This window comes from Shinella sp. H4-D48 (genome assembly GCF_022637395.1).
In the GTDB taxonomy this organism is placed as follows: domain Bacteria; phylum Pseudomonadota; class Alphaproteobacteria; order Rhizobiales; family Rhizobiaceae; genus Shinella; species Shinella sedimenti.
Genome location: NZ_CP093337.1, coordinates 787105 through 810511, shown reverse-complemented (window position 1 = coordinate 810511; position 23407 = coordinate 787105). Strand labels below are relative to the sequence as shown.

At 60.8% G+C, this 23407-nt stretch carries 21 protein-coding genes, 1 tRNA gene and 1 pseudogene; 9 read left to right on the top strand and 14 right to left on the bottom strand.

Translation table 11 applies throughout. From position 1 onward, the window contains the following. Positions 1–18: 18 nt before the first annotated feature. The 5 genes from MNR02_RS03840 to MNR02_RS03820 are packed head-to-tail and all read right to left on the bottom strand — an operon-like array spanning position 19 to position 5755. Positions 19–1464 (bottom strand): aspartate aminotransferase family protein, encoded by a 1446-nt coding sequence (locus tag MNR02_RS03840; protein WP_241948140.1) that lies wholly within the window; start codon positions 1462–1464, stop codon positions 19–21. A gap of 10 nt (positions 1465–1474) precedes the next feature. Continuing rightward, the gene (locus tag MNR02_RS03835; protein WP_241948139.1) at positions 1475–2485 is read right to left on the bottom strand and encodes an NAD(P)-dependent oxidoreductase; all 1011 of its coding nucleotides are present in this window, start codon (positions 2483–2485) and stop codon (positions 1475–1477) included. Positions 2486–2533: 48 nt separating this feature from the next. Beyond that, the gene (locus MNR02_RS03830) at positions 2534–2956 is read right to left on the bottom strand and encodes a transporter (protein ID WP_241948138.1); all 423 of its coding nucleotides are present in this window, start codon (positions 2954–2956) and stop codon (positions 2534–2536) included. 7 nt (positions 2957–2963) lie between these two features. Further along, positions 2964–4316, bottom strand: coding sequence for an FAD-binding oxidoreductase (locus MNR02_RS03825; protein WP_241948817.1), 1353 nt, complete (start codon positions 4314–4316; stop codon positions 2964–2966). After that, the gene (locus MNR02_RS03820; RefSeq protein WP_241948137.1) at positions 4316–5755 is read right to left on the bottom strand and encodes a UbiA family prenyltransferase; all 1440 of its coding nucleotides are present in this window, start codon (positions 5753–5755) and stop codon (positions 4316–4318) included. The genes MNR02_RS03825 and MNR02_RS03820 overlap by 1 nt, the downstream gene beginning before the upstream one ends. Before the next feature lie 315 nt (positions 5756–6070). On the opposite strand from MNR02_RS03820, the gene MNR02_RS03815 reads away from it, so the two are divergent. Both MNR02_RS03815 and MNR02_RS03810 read left to right on the top strand, forming a co-directional pair. Continuing rightward, positions 6071–7585: a GumC family protein gene (locus MNR02_RS03815; protein WP_241948136.1), complete on the top strand. Its 1515-nt coding sequence runs from the start codon at positions 6071–6073 to the stop codon at positions 7583–7585. 17 nt (positions 7586–7602) lie between these two features. Then, positions 7603–8940, top strand: coding sequence for an O-antigen ligase (locus MNR02_RS03810; RefSeq protein ID WP_241948135.1), 1338 nt, complete (start codon positions 7603–7605; stop codon positions 8938–8940). Between the two features lie 2 nt (positions 8941–8942). On the opposite strand, the gene MNR02_RS03805 is transcribed toward MNR02_RS03810, so the two are convergent. Continuing rightward, positions 8943–9887: a glycosyltransferase family 2 protein gene (locus MNR02_RS03805; RefSeq protein ID WP_241948134.1), complete on the bottom strand. Its 945-nt coding sequence runs from the start codon at positions 9885–9887 to the stop codon at positions 8943–8945. A gap of 210 nt (positions 9888–10097) precedes the next feature. On the opposite strand from MNR02_RS03805, the gene MNR02_RS03800 reads away from it, so the two are divergent. Both MNR02_RS03800 and MNR02_RS03795 read left to right on the top strand, forming a co-directional pair. Beyond that, positions 10098–11156: an endo-1,4-beta-xylanase gene (locus MNR02_RS03800; protein ID WP_241948133.1), complete on the top strand. Its 1059-nt coding sequence runs from the start codon at positions 10098–10100 to the stop codon at positions 11154–11156. A 3-nt stretch (positions 11157–11159) separates the two neighbouring features. Beyond that, complete coding sequence (locus tag MNR02_RS03795) at positions 11160–12587, top strand: oligosaccharide flippase family protein (RefSeq protein ID WP_241948132.1); 1428 nt, start codon at positions 11160–11162, stop codon at positions 12585–12587. 60 nt (positions 12588–12647) lie between these two features. Here the strand turns inward: MNR02_RS03795 and MNR02_RS03790 are convergent, their stop codons facing one another. Beyond that, on the bottom strand, positions 12648–13655 hold the full coding sequence (locus MNR02_RS03790) for a hypothetical protein (protein WP_241948131.1): 1008 nt from the start codon (positions 13653–13655) through the stop codon (positions 12648–12650). A gap of 857 nt (positions 13656–14512) precedes the next feature. Here MNR02_RS03790 and MNR02_RS03785 point away from each other — a divergent pair. Then, positions 14513–15154 (top strand): annotated as a pseudogene (locus MNR02_RS03785) (phage tail sheath family protein); the annotation flags it as partial. A gap of 434 nt (positions 15155–15588) precedes the next feature. Here the strand turns inward: MNR02_RS03785 and MNR02_RS03780 are convergent. The 3 genes from MNR02_RS03780 to MNR02_RS03770 form a co-directional block, all read right to left on the bottom strand. Beyond that, a tRNA-Met gene (locus MNR02_RS03780) sits at positions 15589–15665 on the bottom strand. Positions 15666–15799: 134 nt separating this feature from the next. Next, positions 15800–16942, bottom strand: coding sequence for a tRNA 2-thiouridine(34) synthase MnmA (gene mnmA / locus MNR02_RS03775; protein WP_241948816.1), 1143 nt, complete (start codon positions 16940–16942; stop codon positions 15800–15802). A gap of 241 nt (positions 16943–17183) precedes the next feature. Continuing rightward, on the bottom strand, positions 17184–17933 hold the full coding sequence (locus MNR02_RS03770) for a LuxR family transcriptional regulator (protein WP_241602181.1): 750 nt from the start codon (positions 17931–17933) through the stop codon (positions 17184–17186). A 439-nt stretch (positions 17934–18372) separates the two neighbouring features. Between MNR02_RS03770 and MNR02_RS03765 the strand changes: the two genes are divergently transcribed. Further along, positions 18373–18648, top strand: coding sequence for a DUF1153 domain-containing protein (locus MNR02_RS03765; protein WP_023515011.1), 276 nt, complete (start codon positions 18373–18375; stop codon positions 18646–18648). Between the two features lie 37 nt (positions 18649–18685). On the opposite strand, the gene MNR02_RS03760 is transcribed toward MNR02_RS03765, so the two are convergent. Further along, on the bottom strand, positions 18686–19135 hold the full coding sequence (locus MNR02_RS03760; protein ID WP_241948130.1) for a paraquat-inducible protein A: 450 nt from the start codon (positions 19133–19135) through the stop codon (positions 18686–18688). A gap of 142 nt (positions 19136–19277) precedes the next feature. Here MNR02_RS03760 and MNR02_RS03755 point away from each other — a divergent pair, with 142 nt between their 5' ends. Then, on the top strand, positions 19278–19559 hold the full coding sequence (locus tag MNR02_RS03755; protein ID WP_241602175.1) for a GNAT family N-acetyltransferase: 282 nt from the start codon (positions 19278–19280) through the stop codon (positions 19557–19559). Between the two features lie 66 nt (positions 19560–19625). Here the strand turns inward: MNR02_RS03755 and MNR02_RS03750 are convergent, their stop codons facing one another. Further along, positions 19626–19976 (bottom strand): flagellar export protein FliJ, encoded by a 351-nt coding sequence (locus MNR02_RS03750; RefSeq protein WP_134650592.1) that lies wholly within the window; start codon positions 19974–19976, stop codon positions 19626–19628. 529 nt (positions 19977–20505) lie between these two features. On the opposite strand from MNR02_RS03750, the gene ctrA reads away from it, so the two are divergent. After that, positions 20506–21204, top strand: a complete 699-nt coding sequence (gene ctrA, locus MNR02_RS03745) for a response regulator transcription factor CtrA (protein ID WP_018327818.1) — start codon at positions 20506–20508, stop codon at positions 21202–21204. A 154-nt stretch (positions 21205–21358) separates the two neighbouring features. Here the strand turns inward: ctrA and MNR02_RS03740 are convergent, their stop codons facing one another. Together MNR02_RS03740 and chpT are read right to left on the bottom strand one after the other, a co-directional pair. Continuing rightward, positions 21359–21721, bottom strand: coding sequence for a PleD family two-component system response regulator (locus MNR02_RS03740; RefSeq protein WP_241602172.1), 363 nt, complete (start codon positions 21719–21721; stop codon positions 21359–21361). 113 nt (positions 21722–21834) lie between these two features. Beyond that, a complete protein-coding gene (gene chpT, locus MNR02_RS03735; protein ID WP_241948129.1) occupies positions 21835–22488 on the bottom strand; it encodes a histidine phosphotransferase ChpT in 654 nt (217 codons plus the stop codon). 220 nt (positions 22489–22708) lie between these two features. Between chpT and MNR02_RS03730 the strand changes: the two genes are divergently transcribed. Continuing rightward, positions 22709–23287 (top strand): DUF1134 domain-containing protein, encoded by a 579-nt coding sequence (locus tag MNR02_RS03730; protein ID WP_241602163.1) that lies wholly within the window; start codon positions 22709–22711, stop codon positions 23285–23287. Positions 23288–23407: the final 120 nt, after the last annotated feature.

The following is a 23407-nucleotide window of genomic DNA, read 5'->3' as shown; positions in this document are numbered from 1 at the left end:
TTCTCCGCGGTGGCGGATTTATTTCATCTGTGCCGTCACGAAATCGCGGACGATCTTGACGATGCCGCGCGACAGGACCTCATCCAGCGCGGTAATGAAATCATCCACATGGCTGCGTTCGCAGATGAGCGGCGGTTCCAACCGGATGACATTGCGGTTGTACTCGGTGAAGGCCACCAGAACGCCGTGATCGCGCAGCAGATGGCTGCCGATAAAGCCCGGCAGCGAGCCCTTGAGTTTGTCGTCCAGCACCGAAAGCAAGGGGCGCAGGACCATCGGCATGGCCTGAGAGAAATCGTGGAACTCCAGACCCACCATCATGCCCTTGCCACGCACTTCCTTGAGGAGCGTCGGATAGCGCGCCTGCAAGGCCCGGAGCCGCTCCAGCAGATAGTCGCCGACCTCGGCCGAATTGTCGATCAGCCCCTCGTCGTAAAGCACATTCAGCGCCTCGATGGAGGTGATGCAGGCCTCGCCGATGCCACCGAAGGTCGCCATGGCATGGATCATGGCTGTCTTGGGCGTTCCATAGGCCTTCATATAGACCTCGCGGCGAGCGATCATCGCACCAACAGCGGCCTTGCCACCGCCGAGCGATTTGGCGAGCGCCGTCACATCAGGCACGACGCCGTAATGCTCGAACGCGTAGAACTTGCCGGTACGGCCGAAGCCGCACTGAACCTCGTCGGCCACCCACAGCACGCCGTACTGATCGCAGAGCTGGCGCAGCTTTTTCCAGAACGCTTCGTCGGCCTGGATGATGCCGCCGCCACCCTGCACGGTTTCCAGCACGATCACGCCAATCTGCGGATCGGAGCGGAAGGCGTTCTCGATGGCTTCGATGTCACCGAACGGCACGCGCACATTGTTTTCGACCAGCTTGAATTCGCCGCGGTAGAGCGGGCCGTCCGTAATGGACAGAACGCCCTTGGTCTTGCCGTGGAAGGAGTTCGTCGCATAGACGATCTTCGGCTTGGCGGGGCCGGCGGCGCGCTCGGCCACCTTGATAGCCGCCTCCATGGCTTCCGAGCCGGAGGAGCCGAGGAACACCATGTCGAGATCGCCGGGAGAACAGGCTGCGAGGTTATGGGCAAGCGCCGTCGCATATTGTGACATGAAGGCGATCGCGATCTCGTGGCGCTTCTCGTTCTGGAAGGCCTGGCGCGCCGCGACGATACGCGGATGGTTGTGGCCAAAGGCGAGCGAACCGAAACCGCCGAAGAAATCGAGGATCTTCCGGTCGTTCTGGTCGTAGTAGTACATGCCATCGGCACGCTCGACCTTGATCTTGTGGAAGCCGAGCAGCTTCATGAAATGCAGCTGGCCGGGGTTGAGATGGCTGGTGAAGATCTCCGTCATCTTCGCGAGGTCGAGGGCCTTGGCGTCGTCAACGGAAAGAAGGGCGGGCTTCGGCGTGACCGGCGTGGAAACCTCGGTGTGGGCCAGGCGGACTTGACTGTTCATGGTGTTCTCCTCAGGCAGCTTTGGACTGGCCGACATGGGCCTCGACGCTGCCGCCGATTTTCTTGCGATATTCCGTATAGGCGGCGATCAGCATGTCCTCGTCGCGGTACTGCGGCACCCAACCGAGCTCCCGCTCGCCCTTGGACACGTCGAGAACGCACATCTCGTCGGCGATGAGATACTGTTCGGGATCCATCAGCGGCATGTTGACGAGATCCAGCATGTTGAGGACCTGCTTGACCGCCCAGGCGGGCGTCGGCAGCAGGATAGACTTCGAGCCGGCATGCTTGACCAGGTCGCCGAGCAGCTTGCGCACCGGCGGCGGGTTGAGCGAGCCCAGATTGTAGACCTCGTTCGGCACGCCGGCCTTGAAGGCGGCATGCGCCGCCGAAGCGCAATCGAACACCGAGATGAACTGGTATGGGTTCTTGCCAGAGCCGATCATCGGCACCGGAAGGTTGCTGTCGATCAGCTTGAACAGCTTGGACAGGATGCCGAGGCGGCCGGGACCGATAATGAGACGCGGGCGGAAGAGCGAGATGTTCATGCCGCGCTGGCGCCAGTCGGCCGCCAGTTCCTCCGTCTTGAGCTTGGACAGGCCGTACTCGCCCAGCGGCGCGCAGGGGTGATCCTCCGTCTGCGGCCAGGTATAGGTGTGGCCATAGACCATGTCGGTGGTGAAGTGCACGAGCGATTTCGCACCCGCCGCATCCATCGCCTTGATGATGTTCTCCGTGCCGTAATAGTTGACCGGGAAGAAGAAATCGTGGCGCTTGGCGCGCACCTGGATGGGCGACAGCATCTTGGCGGACAGATTGTAGACCATGTCGTCGGCGCCGATTCCGAGCTTGGCGATGGACGCCGGGTCCGTGACATCGGTCTCCACGAAACGCACGTCGCGATAGTGAGCGAGATCGCTCTTCACGATGTCGGCAACCACGACCTCATGGCCGTCGGCGAGCAAGCGGGGTGCAAGGTAGCGCCCGACAAAACCGTCACCGCCGAAAATAATGTGTTTCATGGTCCTATCCCTGTCTTATCTGATGGAGTTCTTGTTTCTGGATCGATGTCAGGTCTTGTTGAGCTTGTAGCTCGCCGCCGCCGTCTCGGTTTCGGCCGGCTTGCTGCCGCTCTGCGCAATCAGAATCGTGCCGACGCAGATGAAGGCGATGCCTGCAATCTTCAGCGCGCCTAGTTCCTCCTTGAACAGCAGCCAGGCGCAAAGTGCTACTGCGACATAGGCCAGGCTGAGGAACGGGTAGGCGAAGGAAAGGTCGACCTTCGAGAGCACATAGAGATGCGAGGCCATGGAGATCACGAACATCGCCAGCCCCGCGAACACCCACGGATTGAACACGATCTGGAAAATCTTCTGGATCAACGATTCCGATGAGAAGCTGAGCGGGCCGAGCGTGATCATGCCGTATTTCAAAAGCAGCTGCGCCGCCGCATTGGTCATGACCGTGAACAGGATGAACGGAATATACTTCATGGTGTCCTCATGTGTCCTTGCGGCCGGCGGTATCATCGCGACCCTGTAGCGTCAGTGCGGTGCGCCTCCAGAAATCCGAGCAGAAGGCAGGGTCGCGCATGCTTTCCAGCGCCGTCCATTCCGGAAACCCGGCCTGGAAGGTTGCGGCACTCATCCGCCCGTCCTTGTAGGGATTGACCCGCCCGCCGGCGGCCACCGTCATCCGGTCAAGTGTTTCGAGGAGGGCATGGGTCGAAGCACCCCGATTGGGAAAATCCATCGTCAGCGTGTAGCCGGGCTGCGGGAAGGACAGCAGGCCCGGCGACGGCACCGTTCCGAACCGCTTCAGCACGGTCAGGAACGAGGCATGGCCGGCCGTGCGGCTGGCAGCCAGCATCGCCGGGATGACCGCACGCGCAGCATCGAAGGGAATGACGCTCTGGTGCTGGTAGAGACCGGCCGGGCCATAGAGCCGGTTCCAGCCCCCGATACCGTCGAGCGGGTAAAAGAATGCGCCGTAACCACTGATATGCGGCGCCTCCTTGCGCTTCTTGGCATGGAAATAGGCGCCGTTGAACAGGCGCAGGCTCAGCCCGTTGAGCATGGAAAACGGCAGGTCGAACGGAACGCTCAGACGCGCCGCCCTGTCATCTGTCTTGAAGTTTCCGTTCCGCGCGTGATTGCCGGTGATCAGCACACCACGACCCGCCGAAGCACCTGCGGCGAGCTGATCCACCCAGGCAACCGCGTATTCGTTTTCGGCATCGGCGGCTTCGGCCAGATCGAAATAGCCGTCGAGATTGGCGAAGGCGGTGATCCGTTCCTCGATATCGAGCGAGCCGACAGGCATGAGGCGAAGCTTAGCGCTCAGCACCAGACCGGTCAGGCCCATGCCGCCAATGGTGGCCGCGAAGAGACCGGCATTTTCCAACGCGGAGCAGTGATGGACGACCCCGTCGGAGCGCAGGAGCTCCAGGCTCTCGACATGGCAGCCGAAGGTTCCGCGGACATGATGGTTCTTGCCATGCACGTCATTGGCGATCGCGCCGCCCAGCGTCACGAAGCGCGTGCCGGGTGTCACCGGAAGGAAGTAGCCGGAGGGGGCCGCATGCGCGATGATCTCGGCAAGGCTCACGCCCGCCTCCGCCTCGATGAGGCCCGTCGCCGGATCGAAATCGATGATCGCGTGTCGCGAGCGCATCGCAACGAGAGCACCCGTGTCGTTGTGGCAACTGTCTCCATAGGAGCGGCCGTTGCCATAGGCGAGCAGGCTCGGAAGCGTGCCCGTCCGGCGGAGCAAACCGTTCAGCGCGAGATCGAGGGCGAGGCCCTGTCTTTCATGCCGGTTCACGCGACCGAAGCTGTCGAAAGCTCCCCGCATCATATGAAACTCGCAACGAGAAGCAGGCATGCGCCGAGGAGAATAAAGGCCTGGCTGCGCCAGTCGGTGGCGATGAAGACGACGGGGTCGTCATGCATCTCGCGGCGATGCGCGAGGATCCACACACGCACGATGATGTAGAGAACGATGGGCACGATCGGCCAGATCAGCCACGGCTGGGTATAAAGCTCGGCAGTTTCCCGCGACTGGATGTAGAGCGACAGAACGAGGGCTGCCGCGAAAGCGGATGACACGCCGGCCTGTCCAACCACCTGGATATCCTCCGGGCGATAGCCACGGCCTGCGATCCTGTCTCGCTCGTCAACGGTTGCGACCTGCAATTCGACATAGCGTTTGACGAGGGCAAGCGAGAGGAAGAAGAACAGGGCGAACGCCACGAGCCAGAACGACAGCGGCAGTTCGGTCGCGGCCTTTCCGCCCAGCAGGCGAAGGCTGTAAAGACCGGCCAGGCACAGAACGTCGATCAGAAGCATCCGCTTTACCGACAACGAATACGCCGTCGTGGCGATCAGATAGATTCCGATGACAGCAGCGAAGGCGGCGGGCAGCAGGAGGCAAAGCGATGCTGCGGCAAGCAGCAGGCATGCCGACATGGTCAGCCCGAACGGAATGGACAACGCGCCGGAGGCAAACGGCCGGTTGCGCTTGGTGGGGTGGCGGCGGTCGAGCGGCAGATCGATGATATCGTTCAGGATATAGATTGCCGACGCGGAGAACGAAAACGCCAGGAAGGCGATGGAGGAGGCAATGATCGTTTCCGAATAGGCGATCGTATGGGCCAGCACGGCCGGAGCGAAGACCAGCAGGTTCTTCAGCCACTGATGCACCCGCAGCATCTTCACATAAGTCTTCAGGCTCGCTTTATGGGAATCGAAGCGCTGGGTGCCGTGACGCTTCTGATAACGATCAGCGGCAACATCGGGCGCAACGATGATGGCGCTGCGCGCGACATCGAACACCGGAATATCGGCGCGGTCGTTGCCCGCAAAGTCGAAGCCCTTTTCGCCATAGGCAGCGCAAAGCGCAGACGCCTTGCGTTTGGCGGAAAGATTGTTTCCCGCACTTGTCGAATAAACAGCGCTGAAAAGCTTCAGCTCATCTGCAACGGCCCGGGCGATCGGCTCGGCCGAAGCAGTGGCCAGTACGATCTGCCGTCCCGCTGCATGCTCGCGCCGGAGGAACGCAAGGAAGTCCTTACGATAGGGCAGATGGCTCGCATCAACGGTAACGCGCTTAGCGATTTCCCATTTCAGTCGCGCCTTGCCGGAATACAGCCAGACGGGAAACAGGAAGAGATAAAGCGGGTTCTTCTTCAGGAGGAGGAAGACGGTTTCCCACAGCATGTCCGTCGAGACCAGTGTCCCGTCCAGGTCGACTGCCAGCGGTAAATCCATTCTGTGGTGTACAGGCGCGTTCATCGTCTCAACCAAACCCCGGCCCTCGCCCGCACCCATGACGCGGGCCGCAGGACGGTGTGCCTCCGTAGAATTCGACGAAACCCTAGATGGAAAGTTCGAAAACACCCGTTAATGGGAAATGCCGCAGCGGCCTTTGGGGGCGGCAAACTGGGATTACAGTTAAGAAACCCTCAGTTTCAGCGCACCGCAGCGCGACACTCCAGCGCGCAACGGCGACCGGATTTACGCACTCCGGGCTCCCGTCGAAGTGGCATTTTAATCGGCTGTTAAGGTTGATTTGTTCTAAACGAGCGTGGATTCGCTGCGAGCTCGAGAATGTACACTGACGATCACCCGGACCGGGGACACAGGAAGCGGCTGCGCGCATCGCCGCCGGTCGCCGCCGTTCACGCGTCAAAACCCCGGGTGAGCGCCCGCGATTATCTCAAACGCAGCGCTACGAACGATTACAACCTAGCCCAGTCTCGCTACTCCGCTGACCGCGATGCGCGGGAAGAAGAAACGGCAGGCACATCCAGCTGGCTGGACCTCTTCACAGTCTCCAATCTTTTCGGATGGCTTCTTGCCTACAAGTTGATCATCCTTGCGACGGTCGTCGTCGGCGGTGTCGCAGCCTTTGCCTTTCTCAAGATCACGCCGCCGCGCTACACAACCTATGCTGAACTGCTGGTCGAGCCCACGGATCTGAACGTTGTGGCTGACGACATCTTTTCGCAGAACGCACAACGCGACTCGCAGTTGCTTGCCGTCGAAAGCAAGCTGCGCCTGATCACGTCAGGCAATGTCCTGGAACGCGTGGTGACGAGCCTCGACCTGGCAAAAGACCCGGAGTTTGGTGGAAAGCCGGCATCGGACGCGGATCGAAATGCCCTTGCTGCGCTTGAAAAGCGCATCGACGCGCGGCGCGACACGCGCTCCTTCCTCGTCAGCCTCAGCGTTTGGAGCGGAAATCCGGACAAGTCCGTCGAGATCGCCAATAAACTGATCGAATCCTTCCAGGACGAACTGGGCAATGCCCAGGTCGAAGGCGCCGGCCGCGCCGCCAGAGCACTTGTGGCCCGCATCGACGACCTGAAGGTCGAAGTGGAAAAAGCCGAAGCCAAGGTGGAGACGTTCAAGCGCGAAAACGGCCTGCGATCAAGCGCCGGCGAGCTGGCAAGCTCGACCAGCGCGACCCGGGTCAACAGCCAGGTTATCGATGCGCGCGCACGGCTCATTCTTGCACAGGCCCGCCACAAGGACCTGACCTCGAACGATCCAGAGAGCCGCCTCAACGCTGCAAGCGCCCAGTCGGAAACGATGACCGCCCTGCTGACGCAGAAATCGCTGATCCAGCAGCAGATCCGCTCACAATCCGCGGTTCTCGGCCCCCGTCATCCGAGCCTTCTCGCCCTGAAACCACGCGCCGATGCGATCCAGGCGCAGATTCAGGCCGAAATCCAGCGTGTCGTCCAGTCCAGCAAGGCCGAGCTTGAGCAGGCACAGGGCGCCTATGACCGGCTGAACGCCGAGCTCGGCACCGCCCAGTCCGTCGTCTTCAAGGAATCCGAAGCGCAGCTTCAGCTGCGCCAGCTGGAGCGCGAGGCGCAGGCGAAGTCTTCCGTATACGAAAGCTACATGAACCGCGCCAGCGAGGCCGCGCAGCGCCAGCGCATCGATGCGACCAACGTGCGTGTCGTGACCCAGCCGATGCCACCGATCCATCGTAGCTATCCGCCGCGGGGTGTCATTATCCTCGCTGCCGGCTTGATGGCCGGGTTCATCGCCGGCGCAGGCGTTGCCATTCTCTTCGGCCTGTGGCGAAGCCTTTCGCCGCGCAGGGCCGGGTGATGTCGCGGAAGGCCGGTATGGCAACGACCGCCGTTATAAAGCCTTTTGAGCACGAGTCTTCCGCCAGCCGCCGCTCGGTCAAGCCCATCCTGTTCATCGTGATGGCCTACTTCTGGATCACGCTTTCGCCGTTGCCCGACATGTCCGAACTGACCTCGGACACCGGATGGGGCGCAAGCTCCAGTGCGCTCAATCAGATCATCGTACTGCTCATGGCGGGCGGTATCCTCGCCAGCCTCGCGGCCACAAGGGCGTGGAAGCTCATCTTCCAGCAACGTCTTCTCCTGACATTCATTCTCCTGTGGTTCACGGCGACGGCGCTGCTCGGGAATGACCCTGCGGCCGGTTTCCGGCGCATGATGTTCGTGGTCATCGTCTGCTTCTGCGCCAATGCCTTCCTGCTCGTGCCGCGCAACCAGGCGGATTTTACCTTCACCCTCGCCTGCATCGTCAGCATCGTCGTCGGCCTTTCCTATATAGGGGTCATCGCGCTGCCGGTGCGGGCCATCCACCAGGCGACGGATGGCCTAGAAGCCTCGCTTGCCGGCAGCTGGCGCGGCATCTACAGCCACAAGAACATCACCGCTGCCGCCATGGCGATGGCCGTCTTCATCGGCCTCTATATCGCCTCTACCGGATCGAAACGCCTGGGCTGGACACTGGCCATCGGCGCGCTGCTCTTCGTCCTGTTCTCCGGCGGCAAGACCTCGACAATCATGGTGCCCTTCACCTTGCTGGTCGCGTGGGCCTTCGAGCGCTTCAGACGGGTTCGCGGACTGATGGTGTGGGGCATCCTCATCGTCGCCAACACCATCCTCCTCGGCTCGGCATTATCGCCTACGGTTGCGGACACGCTAACAAGCCTCGGCGTCGACGCGACCTTCACGGACCGCAGCTCCATCTGGCGGCTCTCCATTGACGCCATCGAACAGCGTCCGCTGCTCGGCTACGGCTTCCAGTCCTTCTGGCAGACCCAGGCGCTGTTCGATAGCGACGCGGCCCTCGAAACCTGGGCCGTGACGGCCGCAAACGCCCATAACGCCTATGTTGAGGCCATGGTGAATGCCGGCGTGCCCGGCCTGATCCTGACCCTGATCTGGATGGTCTATTCGCCGCTGCGAAATGCGACGGCAGCCCTTGAAACCCAAAACGACATCCGCCTCACCCGGCTTTTCCTGCGGATCTGGCTTTTCGGCCTTTTCCTGTCGTGCCTCGAAAGTGCTTTCTACGTGAACACCGGGCCGGTCTGGTTCACGATCCTGCTCAGCGTCTTCGGTCTCGGCCTGCAGGCCCGCTCAACGCTGGCAAAAAACGACGCGCTGCCCGCCGCAGGCAAGCCCGCGCGTCGCGGCTGACGTCAGGCCTTCGCCTGATACGGGCTGGGGGTGAGCCCCAGAAGCGGTGCCATACGACCAACCGACATCAGCAACGGATGGGTTGCCGGAACGATTTCGCCGGTCCGTACGAGGATAGCCAGCGAGCGCACGACGCCGAGGCTGAGGCTGACGAGGTTCTTCGCGAACACCTTCACGCCGGCGAAGGCACCCATATGCAGCCGATCGATCACGAAGTTAATGCTGCCGATGCGCATCGACCGCTGCATCAGCCACTTCGGATTGGACCGATCGGACGGGACCGTCTCATGGATGATCGCCTCGGCGCACCACCAGGTCTTGTAGCCGGCCAGCCGGCAGCGGGTGAAGAATTCCATGTCGCCCCCGCCGAGAAAATTGAAGCGCAAATCGAAGAACGGCGCTCCGAAGCGCTCGAAAACATGGCGAGCGATCAGGCAGTTGCCCGACCCGTGGATCATTTCCACCTGACGCGTCTCTCCTTCGATGGAGCCGAAGATCGCATGGTTGCGGATGGACGGGGGCACATCCTCTTCGAATGTCCGCGTGACGGGGCCGCCGACGATATCGGAGTCGTTGCGGCGCGCCGTAGCCACCATATGTTGCAGCCAACCAGCCTCTGCGATCTCGTCATCATCGATCATCAGAAACCAGCGCGCCGACGGATAGTGTTGGAGTGCAGAAGAAAAAGCGCGGTTGATCGCATAACAATTACCCTGCGAGGGCTCGATCTCCAGCGTTGAGGCAATACCGGATGTCTCGAGCATTGCCTTCGCCACGTCGTGGCCGGCGGGATTGGCCGCATCATTGTCAACGACAACGATGGCAAAAGGAAAATCGGTTTTCTGCGAAAGCACGGATTCGAGTGTCTGGCGCAGCCAGGCCGGACGGCGGAAGGTTGGGATACAGACGACGGCTTCCACGTTGCTGTCGAGAGGTGTGCTGTTCATTTGCATTATCCGCGAAATCGAGCCGCGCGCGACCGATGCAGGGATCGCGACGATGCCCCGACTGTAGATTTGCCGTCTGAAGAACGCGTTAAGGACTACTCTTAACGTTGCAATTACCCCTCGCCCCTATGATTGCGGGAACAAGCCAGCCCCGCTGGCGCAGCCTTCCGCGCATGAAGCGCCGCGGGTCGAACGGAAAGTGTGGCTTGAATGCGCAGACGAGACTTCGTCACGGCGGCCGGTGCCGCTGGTCTGGCACTGTGGACCCGCGGGCTCTTCGAAGGGGCCGCTGCCGAATCGCATTCTTCCATTCCGTTTGGCGCCGCCGTCAATGACGGGCCGCTCCAGACGGACGCTGCCTACCAGAAGGCGCTGATCGAACACTGCCATCTCGTCGTGGGCGAAGGCGGGTTGAAATGGGCAGACCTGCGCCCTTCTCCTTCTCAATATGTCTACGATCAGCCTGACCGCCTCATCGCCTTCGCAGAAGCCAACGGCATGAAGATGCGCGGCCATACGCTTGCCTGGTATGCCGCCATGCCCGACTGGGCACTGCAACTGAAGGGCGAGGCCGAGACGAGCCGGGAGCTGATGACGCATATCGAAAACGTCGTCGGGCGCTACAAGGGCCGCGTCCCGAGCTGGGACGTCGTCAACGAGGCGCTTTCGGATGATGGCCCGCGCGTCGGGCTGCGCGAATCCGTCTGGTCGTCCAGCCTGGGCGAATATTATATCGATCTCGCTTTCCACACCGCCCGTGCCGCCGACCCGAACGCCCAGCTCGTCATCAACGACTACGGGCTTGAGGCCGCAACAGCGAAGTCCAGCGCGCGTCGCCGGGCGATGCTCGATCTTTTGCGCCGATTGCGCGACCGCGACGTTCCCGTTCAGGCACTGGGCTTCCAGGCCCACCTTCCGGGTAACGAGGAGATCGACAAGGACGAGGTTTCGCGTTTCGTGTCCGACGTCAAGGATCTCGGCCTCGACGTGCTGGTAACGGAACTCGACGTCATCGACGACCAGCTTCCCGCTGATTTCAAGGAGAGAGATGCGATCGCCGCCAAGCGCGTCGGCGCCCTGCTGGGCGCCATTCTCGACGTCACGCGGCCGACGGCTGTCCTGACCTGGGGCATAACGGACCGCTATACCTGGGTTCCCATCTGGTACAAGCGCTCGGACGGATACGCCAACCGCCCGCTGCCTCTGGACGAGAACTACAGGGAAAAGCCGATGATGCGGACGATCAAGCAGGCCGTAGCGGGAGCCTGAGGCATGTTGAGGCAGGCTTCCACATACCTCGCGGCCCATATGGTGTCGGCGATCCTGGGCTTCTTGTCCATCGTCGTCTTCACGCATCTGCTGACGCCCGATCAATACGGCCTCTACGTCGTCATCATGGGTCTTGCCGGCGTGATCTCGGCAATCGCCTTTTCCTGGATCCGGCTATCCGTCGTCCGTTTCAATCATGGCGGGCCGGAAACGGACATGCGCGGCACCGCGCTCATCTGCTATCTGGGCCTGCTGCTCCTCGCGCCGGTCACGGCAGGCATCGCCTCCCTCCTTGCCAATGTACCGTTCTGGCAGGGCGCGTTTGCGGTGCTCGTGGCTTTTCTCCTCGCCTTCTTCGAATTCGGTCAGGATATCTTCCGGGTCCGGCAGGAAGCGGGGTCCTACGCGCGCGCCGTCATCCTGCGTTCGGTCGCCTCTTTCGCGCTTTCCATGGTCTTCGTGCTTGCCGGTTACGGCGGAGAAGGGTTTCTGGTCGGCATCTGTCTGGGCTATGCGCTGGCGGCACTGGTTTCCGCGCCAAGCGTCTGGCGTGGGCCGCGCCGCGGCTTCGACCACGCGATCCTGCGCAATCTCGTGCAGTTTGGCGTGCCGATGACCATTTCGGGCGGTGCCTTCGCGCTGCATGCGCTGCTCGACCGCCTGATCATCCTCGCCTATCTGGGCGAAGCCGGAGCGGGAACCTACGGTGCTGTCGCCGATCTCGTGCGGCAGATCATCCTCTTCCCGTCTATCGCCATCGGCTCGGCGATAATTCCCGTCGCCGCGCGCCTGCTGGCAAATGACGAGGCGCTTGCCGCCCGCCACCATCTGGAACGCAGCGCCGAGCTGCTGCTGGCGGTCGTGCTGCCGGCGGTCGTGGGGCTGGCGCTCGTCGCGCGCCCGCTCTCGCAGCTCATGCTTGGTGCTGAATTTCGCGAAGCCGGTGAAACGGTTATGCCGATCCTGGCCTTCTCCTGGCTCTTCCAGGCGATCACCCAGCAATATGTGCATGCAAGCTTCCATCTCGGCCGAAAGCCCTCGCTGATGCTCTACCAGGGGCTGGCAATGCTCGCGATCAATCTGGGTGCGATGTTCCTCCTGGTGCCGGCCTATGGCCTTGTGGGTGCTGCCTGGGCGCTTGTCTTCACCGAATTCTGCGGCATGGTTCTCGGCTATGTACTGTCGTTCCGGGCCCAGCCGCTCGCCTTTCGATTGGCAGATATCGGCAAGGTGACGCTCGCCACTGCGATTATGGCCGGGTCGACATTTGCCGTGCTGACGATGAGCCCGTTCGGACCGGCCCTGTCGCTGTTGATCGCCGTCAGTGCCGGCATCGCCGCCTACGGCCTCTCGGCCATCCTGCTCGACGTGCTCTCGCTGCGCGCGACGGCTTGGTCGATGCTGGCGCGCTTGCGGGCCAGACTGGCCTGATCCAGGAGCATTTCCGACGCCTGAGCGACCCCGCTTCGGCTGGAAATGCTCTTGTCGACGTCAGTCCGCCTTCCAGCGCGCGAAATGCCCGATCAACTCGTGATCGATTTCATGAAGAGCGGGATCGAAGGCATCGCGATCAAGACGATCATATTTCCAATTGCTGTTGATCTCGCGGAAATGGCGATAGGAAAAAACGGAACTGACCCTTGCGGCGGGCAGCCAGTTGGCAATGCGGTGCACCCCCCACTGCGCCGCTTCGGGGCAACGCCGGGGCACGACCGTCCATTTCGGCGGGCAGGCATTTGCGTCCTGCGGCAGAAAACCGAAGCGCCGACGCTCGCGGCGCTGCAGTATGGTATCGTAGTCGGCGTGCCGGCGAAGTCTTGCGGTGTCGAGCGGCGGCATCCTGTCCGTCCCGATGACCCATCGACCGCGGTAGCGTACCGTACCGAAGAGATCATCCTCGGCCGCCGCAAACACGCTCTTGCCGGTTTTCGACAAGACCAGTTCATCGATGTCCCCGACCTGCACGGATCGCGCCATTGCCAGAAAACGCCACCGCGCCTGTTCCCAGGCGCCCAGCTGGCAGAAGTCGGAATCCCAGAAACGCCAGGCATCCAGCCCCTGCGGCCCGTATTTGAAGGGCCACGACAAAACTTCGACGCTCTCGATACCCGAAACGCCGGAGAGTGCCTCCCGCACGGTTTCCAGGCCGTACCGATCGGAAAGATTGTCATACAGCAAAACCGCGTCGGCTCCGTGGAACCGCTGCGCAAAGCGCACCCAGTCGCGTATCCACACGGGATCGTTGTTCTTCGACAGCGTGAACAGCACGCGGCGCCCGGCAAAGCGTTCGGACAGGTTGGACCCGACGACCACCTCGGTGCGATGCCCGCCGAGGTCGAGCGAAAGCGCTGCACAATCGGCCGGCGCCTCCACGATGATCTGCATGTGGCGATCGAGCTTGCGGTATCGAAACGCGCATACGCTATTGCCCGGCAGTGCACGGACGCTGTCGGGCCGCAGCAGCGGTTCGAGATTGAAAAGCGGCGGCCCGAGCAGCACGACCTTGCCATCCCGCCGGCGAAACGCGTCATAGATCAGCACATCGCTATCGAACTTGCGGTCGAAGTCATCCGTCCTGAATTCCACCGGCCGCTGCGGCTCCCGCTGCAAAGGCGAAAAATCCGACAGCGAAACAATCGACAGGAGGGGTGAGAACGGCGTTTCGGTCATGAAGCATTTCGCAGGTTGCGCGCCACACCTGCGCGACGAATGCGCAACGGGCCAAATAGACTGGTCACATCCTATGCGAGAGAGCTTCCCTGTTCGTTAAACAACAGACGGTATCGGCACACTCAGGAAACGAATGCACAACTGGCGTTGTTGTCTGACACAGGTATCCCCGCCACCAACCGGACGGAGGACATCCTCCGATTAAACCGTCCAAGCTACGAGATTTGCCATATCGAGTAGGTACAACGGTCGAGTTCCGCTTCACAAAATCGACCGTGGCGGCGCAGCATCGATTTCGTATTATCAATTACCGCCTCTGCACTCAGAGTTTCATCATCTCCTTCCGAAATACAGTCGTTGATCTGAGGGATACAGGCGATAGCAACCAAGATCCCACTCTCATAAACTTTCACAAAAACGTTCACATTTCCGCACCCCCATTATCACCCAGCACACCGCTTAACTGCGAACTGAACTCACCAATTCGCTCATTACTGCGATATTTACTTTAAAGTCTCCAGCCGAAATTGGGAACAAGGAGCAGCGCGCCATAGATCACGAAGCCGTGACACGCGACCTAATGCTTAACCGCACGCAATACGAGGCCAGCAGCAAACCGACCGGAGGCGACCATGCCTAGAGCGCGTAAGTGGTTCACCTGCTCGTATCCTTTCCAGGGCCGCGCCGTGCACGCCCTGAGCTATGCCGAGGGTCATGTCGGCCGCTCGGTCGATCTCATCGTCGGCGGCGGGTATTCGGCCAAGCGTGTTGCCAATGCGAAGAACCCTTATGCTGCCGCCGTCGAAAGTGTCGCAGCCAAGCTGAAGGCGATTTCGATCTTTGACACGGGTGGCCCGGATAGCGAGGCAAGCCTCGCATATCGCGCCGACTTCTCGTCCCGCTTCACCTACCTCGTCGATCCCTATGTGCGTGTCGCGGACGGCAGCGCGATCATCAGCAAGCCGGCCTCGCCCTGGGCAGCGGCCATGTTCGTTGCCAAGGACAAGAAGAAGGGCGGTCCCTACTGGTCGCCGTCCAATCAGGAAGTGCTCGGCATCCTCGGCACCTCACGGCCGATCACCTATTTCGACGGCGAGATCGACCACGAGGCCAACCTCCTCAACGAGGCGGGCATCGCCACCTTCATCCCGTCGCGCATCGTCCAGAGCGCCGGCGGCCAGTTTACGTCGAATGGCCGCATCCTTTGGGGCAACCGCACGGCATCCGAGGACCCGATCTGGCAGTTCGTGAACGTGGTGCGCACGCGCGCCACGATCGAGAAGGCGATCGTCACCGGCTTCCGACCCTGGGCGATCGACGACAACATGGCCTCACACCTGTTTTCCAAATTAAGCTTAACGAGGCAGACTGGACGGATGAGCTATTTATAGCCCGAACCGCCCAACATCTTAGGAACAATTCGAAATGGCTAAGGTCCAGCAATGACCTTAGGTCATCCTTTAGCTTGAAGTACCCTCGGGAGTTTGCGCGACTAAATAACGCTGTAGTCGTAGCCGGAAATGCGCTGAAGCGGTCGGAGGGTTTCAACACCCCCCGCGTTCATGCGCTGGAGATCGAAGAGTTAGCGGCCGTCGTCGTGAAAATGACAAGTAGCCTTTCCCTTAAAGGGCTCCTCGAGCCTTCAGAACAGACACCTGAGACAGATCCAGAAATCTGATAATTCCGATTTTCCGTGTCAAAATTCCGAAACTTCGCGGCGAGCTACAGTGCATTCCTGATCTGATATATTTGGGAAATTCGATGGTAGCGGAGGAGGGATTCGAACCCCCGACACAAGGATTATGATTCCTCTGCTCTAACCTACTGAGCTACTCCGCCGCCCGAAGGGACGATCGACAACGATGTGCGTTCGCGTCCGGTGCGCGGCTTATAAGGCGCTGTTCCCGCGGGTGTCAAGCGACCTTCGCAGGAAAAATCGCTTTGTCCGCAAGGGCCTTGGCATGTGCTTGGCGCTAGGCGGCAACCGGGGTCGACAGGATGCGCTTCAGCGCCTCTTCGGCCGCGGGTTCGCGCTCGGAACGCTGGATGAAGCCGCCGCCATAGATGCGCGCATCCTCGCCCTCGCCCGAATAAAGCGCGCAGGCCTGCCCTGGGGCAACGCCGGCTTCGCCTTCTTCGAGTTCGACGTAGATACCGCTTTCATTTGCCTGAATGCGCGCGGGGCGCGGCGGACGCGTGGAGCGGACCTTCGCGTAACAATCGAAGCCGCCAGCGGCCACGGCATCGAGATTACCGTCCCCCAGCCAGTTGATGTCACGCAGATAGAGCCGCCGCGTTTCAAGCGCTTCCTTCGGGCCGACGATCACACGCCGCGAGCGCGCGTCGAGATAAACGACATAGAGCGGCTCGCCGGTCGCCACCCCGATGCCGCGGCGTTGGCCAATTGTATAATGCAGGATACCGTCGTGGCGACCGAGATGGCGGCCATCGATATGCACGATATCGCCAGCCAGAGCGGCATTCGGCTTCAGCTTGTTGACGATGTCGGAATACTTGCCCTGCGGAACGAAACAGATGTCCTGACTATCCGCCTTCTTGGCGACGACAAGGCCCATCTCTTCGGCCAGCGCGCGGGTTTCGGCCTTGGAGAGATGGCCGAGCGGAAAGCGCAGATAATCGATCTGTTCCTGCGTGGTGGCAAAAAGGAAATAGCTCTGGTCGCGTTCCGCATCCACGGGGCGATAGAGCGCGCGGCGCTCCGGGGCACCCGGCGCGGGATTGGGGCGCGAGCGGATGTAATGCCCCGTTGCAAGCGCGTCTGCGCCGAGATCCTTGGCGGTCGCCAGGAGATCGGCGAACTTGACCGTCTGGTTGCAGGCAACACAGGGGATCGGCGTTTCGCCGGCGACATAGCTTTCGGCAAAGGGATTGATCACGGTCTCGCGAAAACGCTTCTCGTAGTCGAGCACGTAGTGGGGAATGCCCAGAGTTTCGCACACCCGGCGCGCGTCGTCGATATCCTGGCCGGCACAGCAGGAGCCGGCGCGATGCACGGCCGCGCCATGATCATAGAGCTGCAGCGTGATGCCGAGGACGTCATAGCCCTCGCGTTTCAGGATGCCGGCCACGACGGAACTGTCAACGCCGCCGGACATGGCGACGACGACGCGGGTATCTTCCGGCTTGCGATCGAAATCGAGACTGTTCACGCGAGGTCCGTTCCGGTGCCGCGGGACCCTTGTCACCGGACACCTTGTCCTGGGGCCGAAACCGGCCGTTGCGGCGCGCCGTCAAGCCAGAGCGCCTTTCGGGCGACATATAGAAACTTGCCGCTGCAAGGGCAAGAGAAGGCCCGAAACCTCGTCTTTCCGACCCTTGTCACTTTCTCAGGCGACGTCAGATGAGCCGCAGGCGCATGGCGATGGCGATGGCCTGCATGCGATTAACGGCCTTCAGCTTGCGGGTAACGCTCTTGAAGTAGCTGCTGACCGTATAGACGGAAATGCCGAGAATGACGGCGATCTCGTCGCTGCTCTTGCCGGCCGCAGCCCAGCGCAGACATTCGACCTCGCGGCTGGAGAGCTTTTCCCGTCCGGCTGTTGCTGCCGTAAATGTCTTTTCGAGACATTCGAAAAGCTGCAGGGCGGCGAAATGCAGCTCCGTCAACTCCGGGTGGGACAACGGTGTGCGTATGCCGGAAAACACCATCAGATAAGGGTCCGACGTCGTTGAGTGCAAAAGGAACGCCGTTGACGTGGAAAGGCCGTGGCTTTCGGCAAGCGCGATTGCCTCGCCGGCCTGGGTGTTTTCCCAGTCGGCGGGCGCGAGAAGCGAACTGTCGCCCTGCACAGGCAGCTTTGTGGCGCCGGTATCGAGCGCCAGCCGGCTGATGTGGAAGAGGTTCATCGCATCGTATTTGCGCACCAGGTCGGCCGGCCAGTTGCTGACCATCAGGCGCTCGGCAAAACGCTGCTGGGCATTCGCGGGAAAGCGCGTCACGAGGAAGTGACTGAAGGAGAAGTGATTGGCACACTGACGCATGAGGTGCAGCACCTCGTATTCGGTCTGCACGGTCTCGATGTTAGCTGCGGCCAGAAATTCAGGTGACCAACCCTGCCGCATGAGCATGTTGTCTGGGTCTCTCATTTTCCGTTTCCAACGCCGGCGCTCAAGCGCCGGGCTCGGGTGTATTCTCGGTCCGGAAAATTTCAGGAGCACCCGGCGTTCAGACGGCGACTAAAAACGCCGCTTAAAGCCATCTCCCGAAGGGAAACAGCTTGCGGAGGGTATTCAATTGGGTGCTTCCTGGAGGCTTCCGGTGGCATCGATCCGATAGCCGCCTCCAAATTTTGCCGCGTATTAGCAGTATTTGAATAAAATAGAAATGAGATATTTGCATGGCTCCCATGCGGGTCATGCGCCGGGCGATCCGCCCTATGGAGCGGAAAGTGAAGCATTCCCAAGGGGTGCTGCGGTCGCGAAGCCGCTCAAAAGATTAGAAAATTGTTAGCATGCGCTTAGGCAAATCTTAAATGTGGCGGGCTAGAGTTCCGTCATATGGTCTTGCGTTTATGTAGAGAGTACAATGACCGATCTGATACGACCCCGCGTTAAATACGTCATCGGCCCCGATGGCAGCCCACTGACGATCGCCGATCTGCCGCCTGCCAATACACGGCGCTGGGTGATTCGCCGGAAGGCAGAAGTCGTCGCCGCCGTACGTGGCGGACTGCTCAGCCTCGAGGAAGCCTGTGAACGCTACACGCTAACGGTCGAAGAGTTCCTGTCCTGGCAGTCCTCGATCAACGACCATGGCCTTGCCGGCCTGCGCACCACGCGCATCCAGCAGTACCGCCACTAGGCGATCCCATCATTCGTCAAGACCGACCAGCGGCCGCTCAATGCGGCCGCAACGTCATTTGCAGAATGCCTGGAATAATGGCGGAAGCCGCATAGAACCACAGGCCCGGCTGCGTGAACGCCGAGGCCATGCCGCTCGTCTTCGCCGCGACGATGACCAGCGCCACCAGCATGACATCCATCATCGACCATTTTCCGAGCACCGGCAGCAGACGCGAAAGCCAGGTCGCCTTGCCGCTGGCGAAGGCGGGAGCCGTCGCTTCCAGCGCGATCGCACACAGTTTTACCACCGGAAAGAAGATGGAAAACAGGGCGATCAGCACCGCCAGGCCACCACTCCCCTGCCCCCACAGAGAAACGACGATGTCGATCAGCGACGGTGTTTCGTTGAAGAAGTAGAGCTTCTTGAAATGCACGAGGGGCAGGACGAGGCCGAGCGCGAGCGACATCGCTGAGAGAACCAGGAGAACAGGCACGACGAGAATCATGGGCGGTTTCGCGTTTTCGATTTGCCTTCGATAACACCCGCCGCATCCGGATGCAGCACGAACTGTTCACCGCAGCGAAGCTTGCCGTCTTGCCCGGAAGAGGAAAGGATGGTGCCAACGCAAAAAAAGCGAGGGCATCATCATGGACATCCGACACGAAGACACCGGCTCGAAGGGCCGCTACTACACCATCGTCGAGGGGCATGAAGCGGAAATGACCTATTCCCGCGCATCGGCGCAGCTCGTCATCATCGATCATACCGGCGTCCCCGATGCGCTGCGCGGCAAAGGCGTCGGTCAGGCGCTCGCCGCGCACGCCGTCGAGGAAGCCCGAAAGGGCGGCTGGAAGATCATGCCGCTCTGCCCGTTCTTCCGGGCTCAGTCGCTCCGCCACAAGGAGTGGTCGGACGTTGTCAACGCCTGAAAAACGCCAAGAACCCTCGTGAGCGGTCTTGCGGCCACTCGCGAGGGGTCTTCAGAGGTCTTGTCCTCAGGCGCGCAGACGCACCGCGTTGTCGCGCTCTTCGAGCGCCGCCGCCTTGGCGAACTCCGCTTCCGCCTCTTCCAGCGAAAGTTCGGCGGCGTCCTGCTGAACCTTCAATTCCCGGATGGAGACCTGGAGGTTGTCTGAGCGCTGCCGTGCTGCCTTGGCAAAGGTGGGATAGGCGAAGTGAGTGGGATCGGTGATCCCGGATTTCTTCTCTTCGATGGCGATCTGGGTTTCCAGTTCCTTCGACATCCGTTCGAATTCGGACATCATCAACTGAAGCTGGGCCAGCTGCCGTCTTTTGTCTTTGACCTGAAATTCCTTCAGGCGAACTAGGCTCTCACGCGACTTCATACGCAATACTCCCGTGGATAGCGAGACCCCGGCATTGAAGTGAACGATCGCCGAAAAACACATCCGACCGCTCACCGGCACTCCAAATCGGCACACGGACCATGGTGAATCACCACGCGCCGCGCACCGTCATTCCACCCGTAGACCGGCCAGAGTGCCGGACCTTAAAAAAAATTCAGCGAGATTAATGAAATCCTACCGCTGGTAACCTTTCGTTTACGGGCATCGTTAATCATAGGGACCAGGGTTTAAGGCCCGGTAAATGCGGTTCGCAAAAAACGACATGTTCCGCATTGACGAGTCTAAAGAGTCGGTTAGCTGTGTTTCTTCACTTTGTATGTTAAGAGTCACAATTCTGATTCATATGAAAAATCAGGGGACTGCCCGAAATAATTAACAGATCGATACACCTTGCCAAAGTGAATCAGGATTTGTTAACCATTTCGTGGCAGCCTCCAAATCAGGCAACGACTGGATCCGTATCGCGTAGGGGGCCAGGATACCTTGAGCGGCGGAAAAGGGGACAGATATGCGGGTTCTACTCATTGAGGACGATAGCGCGACAGCGCAGAGCATCGAGCTGATGCTGAAGTCCGAAAGCTTTAATGTCTACACCACCGACCTCGGCGAGGAAGGCGTGGATCTGGGCAAGCTGTATGATTACGACATCATCCTGCTTGACCTGAACCTGCCCGACATGTCGGGTTACGAAGTTCTTCGCACGTTGCGCCTGTCCAAGGTCAAGACGCCGATCCTCATCCTCTCCGGCATGGCCGGCATCGAGGACAAGGTGCGCGGCCTGGGCTTCGGCGCCGACGACTACATGACCAAGCCGTTCCACAAGGACGAGCTGGTCGCCCGCATCCACGCCATCGTGCGCCGCTCCAAGGGCCATGCCCAGTCGGTCATCTCGACGGGCGAGCTTATCGTCAACCTCGACGCCAAGACCGTCGAAGTCGGCGGCCAGCGCGTGCACCTGACGGGCAAGGAATACCAGATGCTCGAGCTGCTCTCGCTGCGCAAGGGCACGACGCTCACCAAGGAAATGTTCCTGAACCACCTCTATGGCGGCATGGACGAGCCGGAACTGAAGATCATCGACGTCTTCATCTGCAAGCTGCGCAAGAAGCTCGCAAACGCCGCCGGCGGCGCCAATTACATCGAGACTGTCTGGGGCCGCGGCTATGTGCTGCGCGAGCCTGATGGCGACTACGCCGAAAGCGCCTGATACCCCTCCCCGCTCACGTATTTCGAAACCCGCCGCTTGCCGGCGGGTTTTCTTTTGCGCGATTCCAAATTGCCGCCGATGTTGCAAAAAGCAGAACGCGGCCGGCTCCGGGGAGCGGCCGCGTCGCGGAAGTCCGTCGTTGTGGCGTTCTATTTCAGGCAGCGAGCGAAAGGCTGCCGAAGACCTGCGTCAGGATCTTGCGATCAAAGGGCTTGAGAAGGAAGTCGTCGGCGCCGGCGCGTTTGCCCATCATCATCTTCTTCAGATCGGCCTCGACCACACAATAGAAGATACGCACGGACTTGCCCTGCGGCAGGTTGCGGATATTGCCGATCAACTCGAGCGCGCCATCCATGGTGGAATCGACGATGAGGATGTTGGGCAGTTCCGCCTCGCAGCGAACCAGCGCTTCAAGCGCACTGGACGCTTCAAGGACGAGGAAATCCAAACCTGAAAGAATACGCTTGCCGACCTTCCGGACGACATCGGAACCGTCGGCGATCATCAACCGCTGCATTATCTGCTCCTAGGTCTCCCGCCATCAGGCAGGAACGATACAGGTGCAGCTTACCGACGGCTGGCAAACAAAGCGTTAGCGGCCATGGTTAACGCCACAGCCGCCGACACGGATCATTCAGGGGCGACCATCGAGCGGGCGGAGAACACGATCTCGTCCTCGCGCGGCTCCACGGCGAGTTCCATCCCCGCCTCGTCGGCCAGCAGCACCGTATAATACGGCTGGATCGAGTGCGCATCGACCGCCTCTCCCGGCGTTCCGGACAGGAGTTCCGTGAACTTCGGCGGAACGCGCAGCATGCGGCCCTTGGCCACGAGCTTGAAGACCGCGTCGGTCTCAGGGTTCTCGAGGCTGATATCGATCGAACCGCCGCGCGGTATAGCGCTGTAGGCCACGAGAAACAGGTTCAGCAGCAGCTTGACCTTGTTCTTCGGGATAATGGCGCGCGGGCCCGTCCAGGTGATTTCCGTCTTCTTTTCGGCAACGGCGAAATCGCGGGCGGCCTTCTCGGCTTCGCCCGTATCGATCGAAGCGCCGACGGAGCCGGAGGCACCGAACGCCAGGCGGGCAAACTTCAGCCGGACTGAAGCGTTGAGCGCGCTGGCACGGATAAGATCCATCGCCTCGGCGTCCGCGCCGCCCTCATCGAGCAGTTCGAGCCCATTGTTGATCGCGCCCACGGGCGAGATGACGTCATGGCAGACACGGCTGCAAAGAAGCGCTGCCAGATCGGGGCCCGTCAGCGTAAGGTTCGGATTTTTCGCCATAAAATTCTCCCAGATCCACGCATTCATTCATCGCGGGACGCCTTGTTAAAGGCGCACGCGGATTCATTCCGCGCGACGCATAGCACGCCTGAATTGCGCGAGGCGTGCTCCATTTAAAGACAGCCATAATGACACCACATTTGGTAAACCGATTGTTAATACCCTCGGATCAAATTGCTGCATGGAACGGAGCCTAGAACAAAAGGAAGGCGAACGGGATATGATTGGTTCAAATCTCCTCACCGCGGCGTTCAGGATCGTGACGGCGGCGGCCGTGGCAATCGTCCTCGCTGGACCAGCCGCGGCGCAGCAATCGAATCAGTACAGCATGCAGGAAATCATCGATGCTGGACACGGTTTCTTCGGTGAGGCCTCTGGCGGACTGGCCAAGGTGGTGGAACGCGCGTTCGAATCCTATGGCCTGCCCAACGGCTACATCCTCGGCCAGGAAGGATCCGGCGCTTTCGTTGCCGGCCTGACCTATGGCGAAGGCACGCTCAACACCAAGAATGCCGGCCAGCATCCGGTTTTCTGGCAAGGCCCGTCCCTTGGCCTCGACTGGGGCGGCCAGGGCAGCCGGACGATGATGCTCGTCTACAATCTGCCTGACGTGAACGCCCTTTATGACCGTTTCGGCGGTGTTTCGGGCTCGGCCTATGTCATCGCCGGCGTTGGCATGCAGGTAAACGTCAACCGCGATATCGTACTGGTGCCGATCCGCACCGGCGTCGGCGCACGAATCGGCATCAATGCCGGCTATCTCAAACTGACACGCCAGCCGACCTGGAACCCCTTCTGATCGAATGAAAGTCTGTCCCGGCCCGTCTGGTTAACCGAAAGTTGATTTCGCCGGGACAGCCCCTCCCGCAAATCCGGGTGAACCGCTATAGTGCAGTCGCCCGGTCCCGCGCCGGGCTTC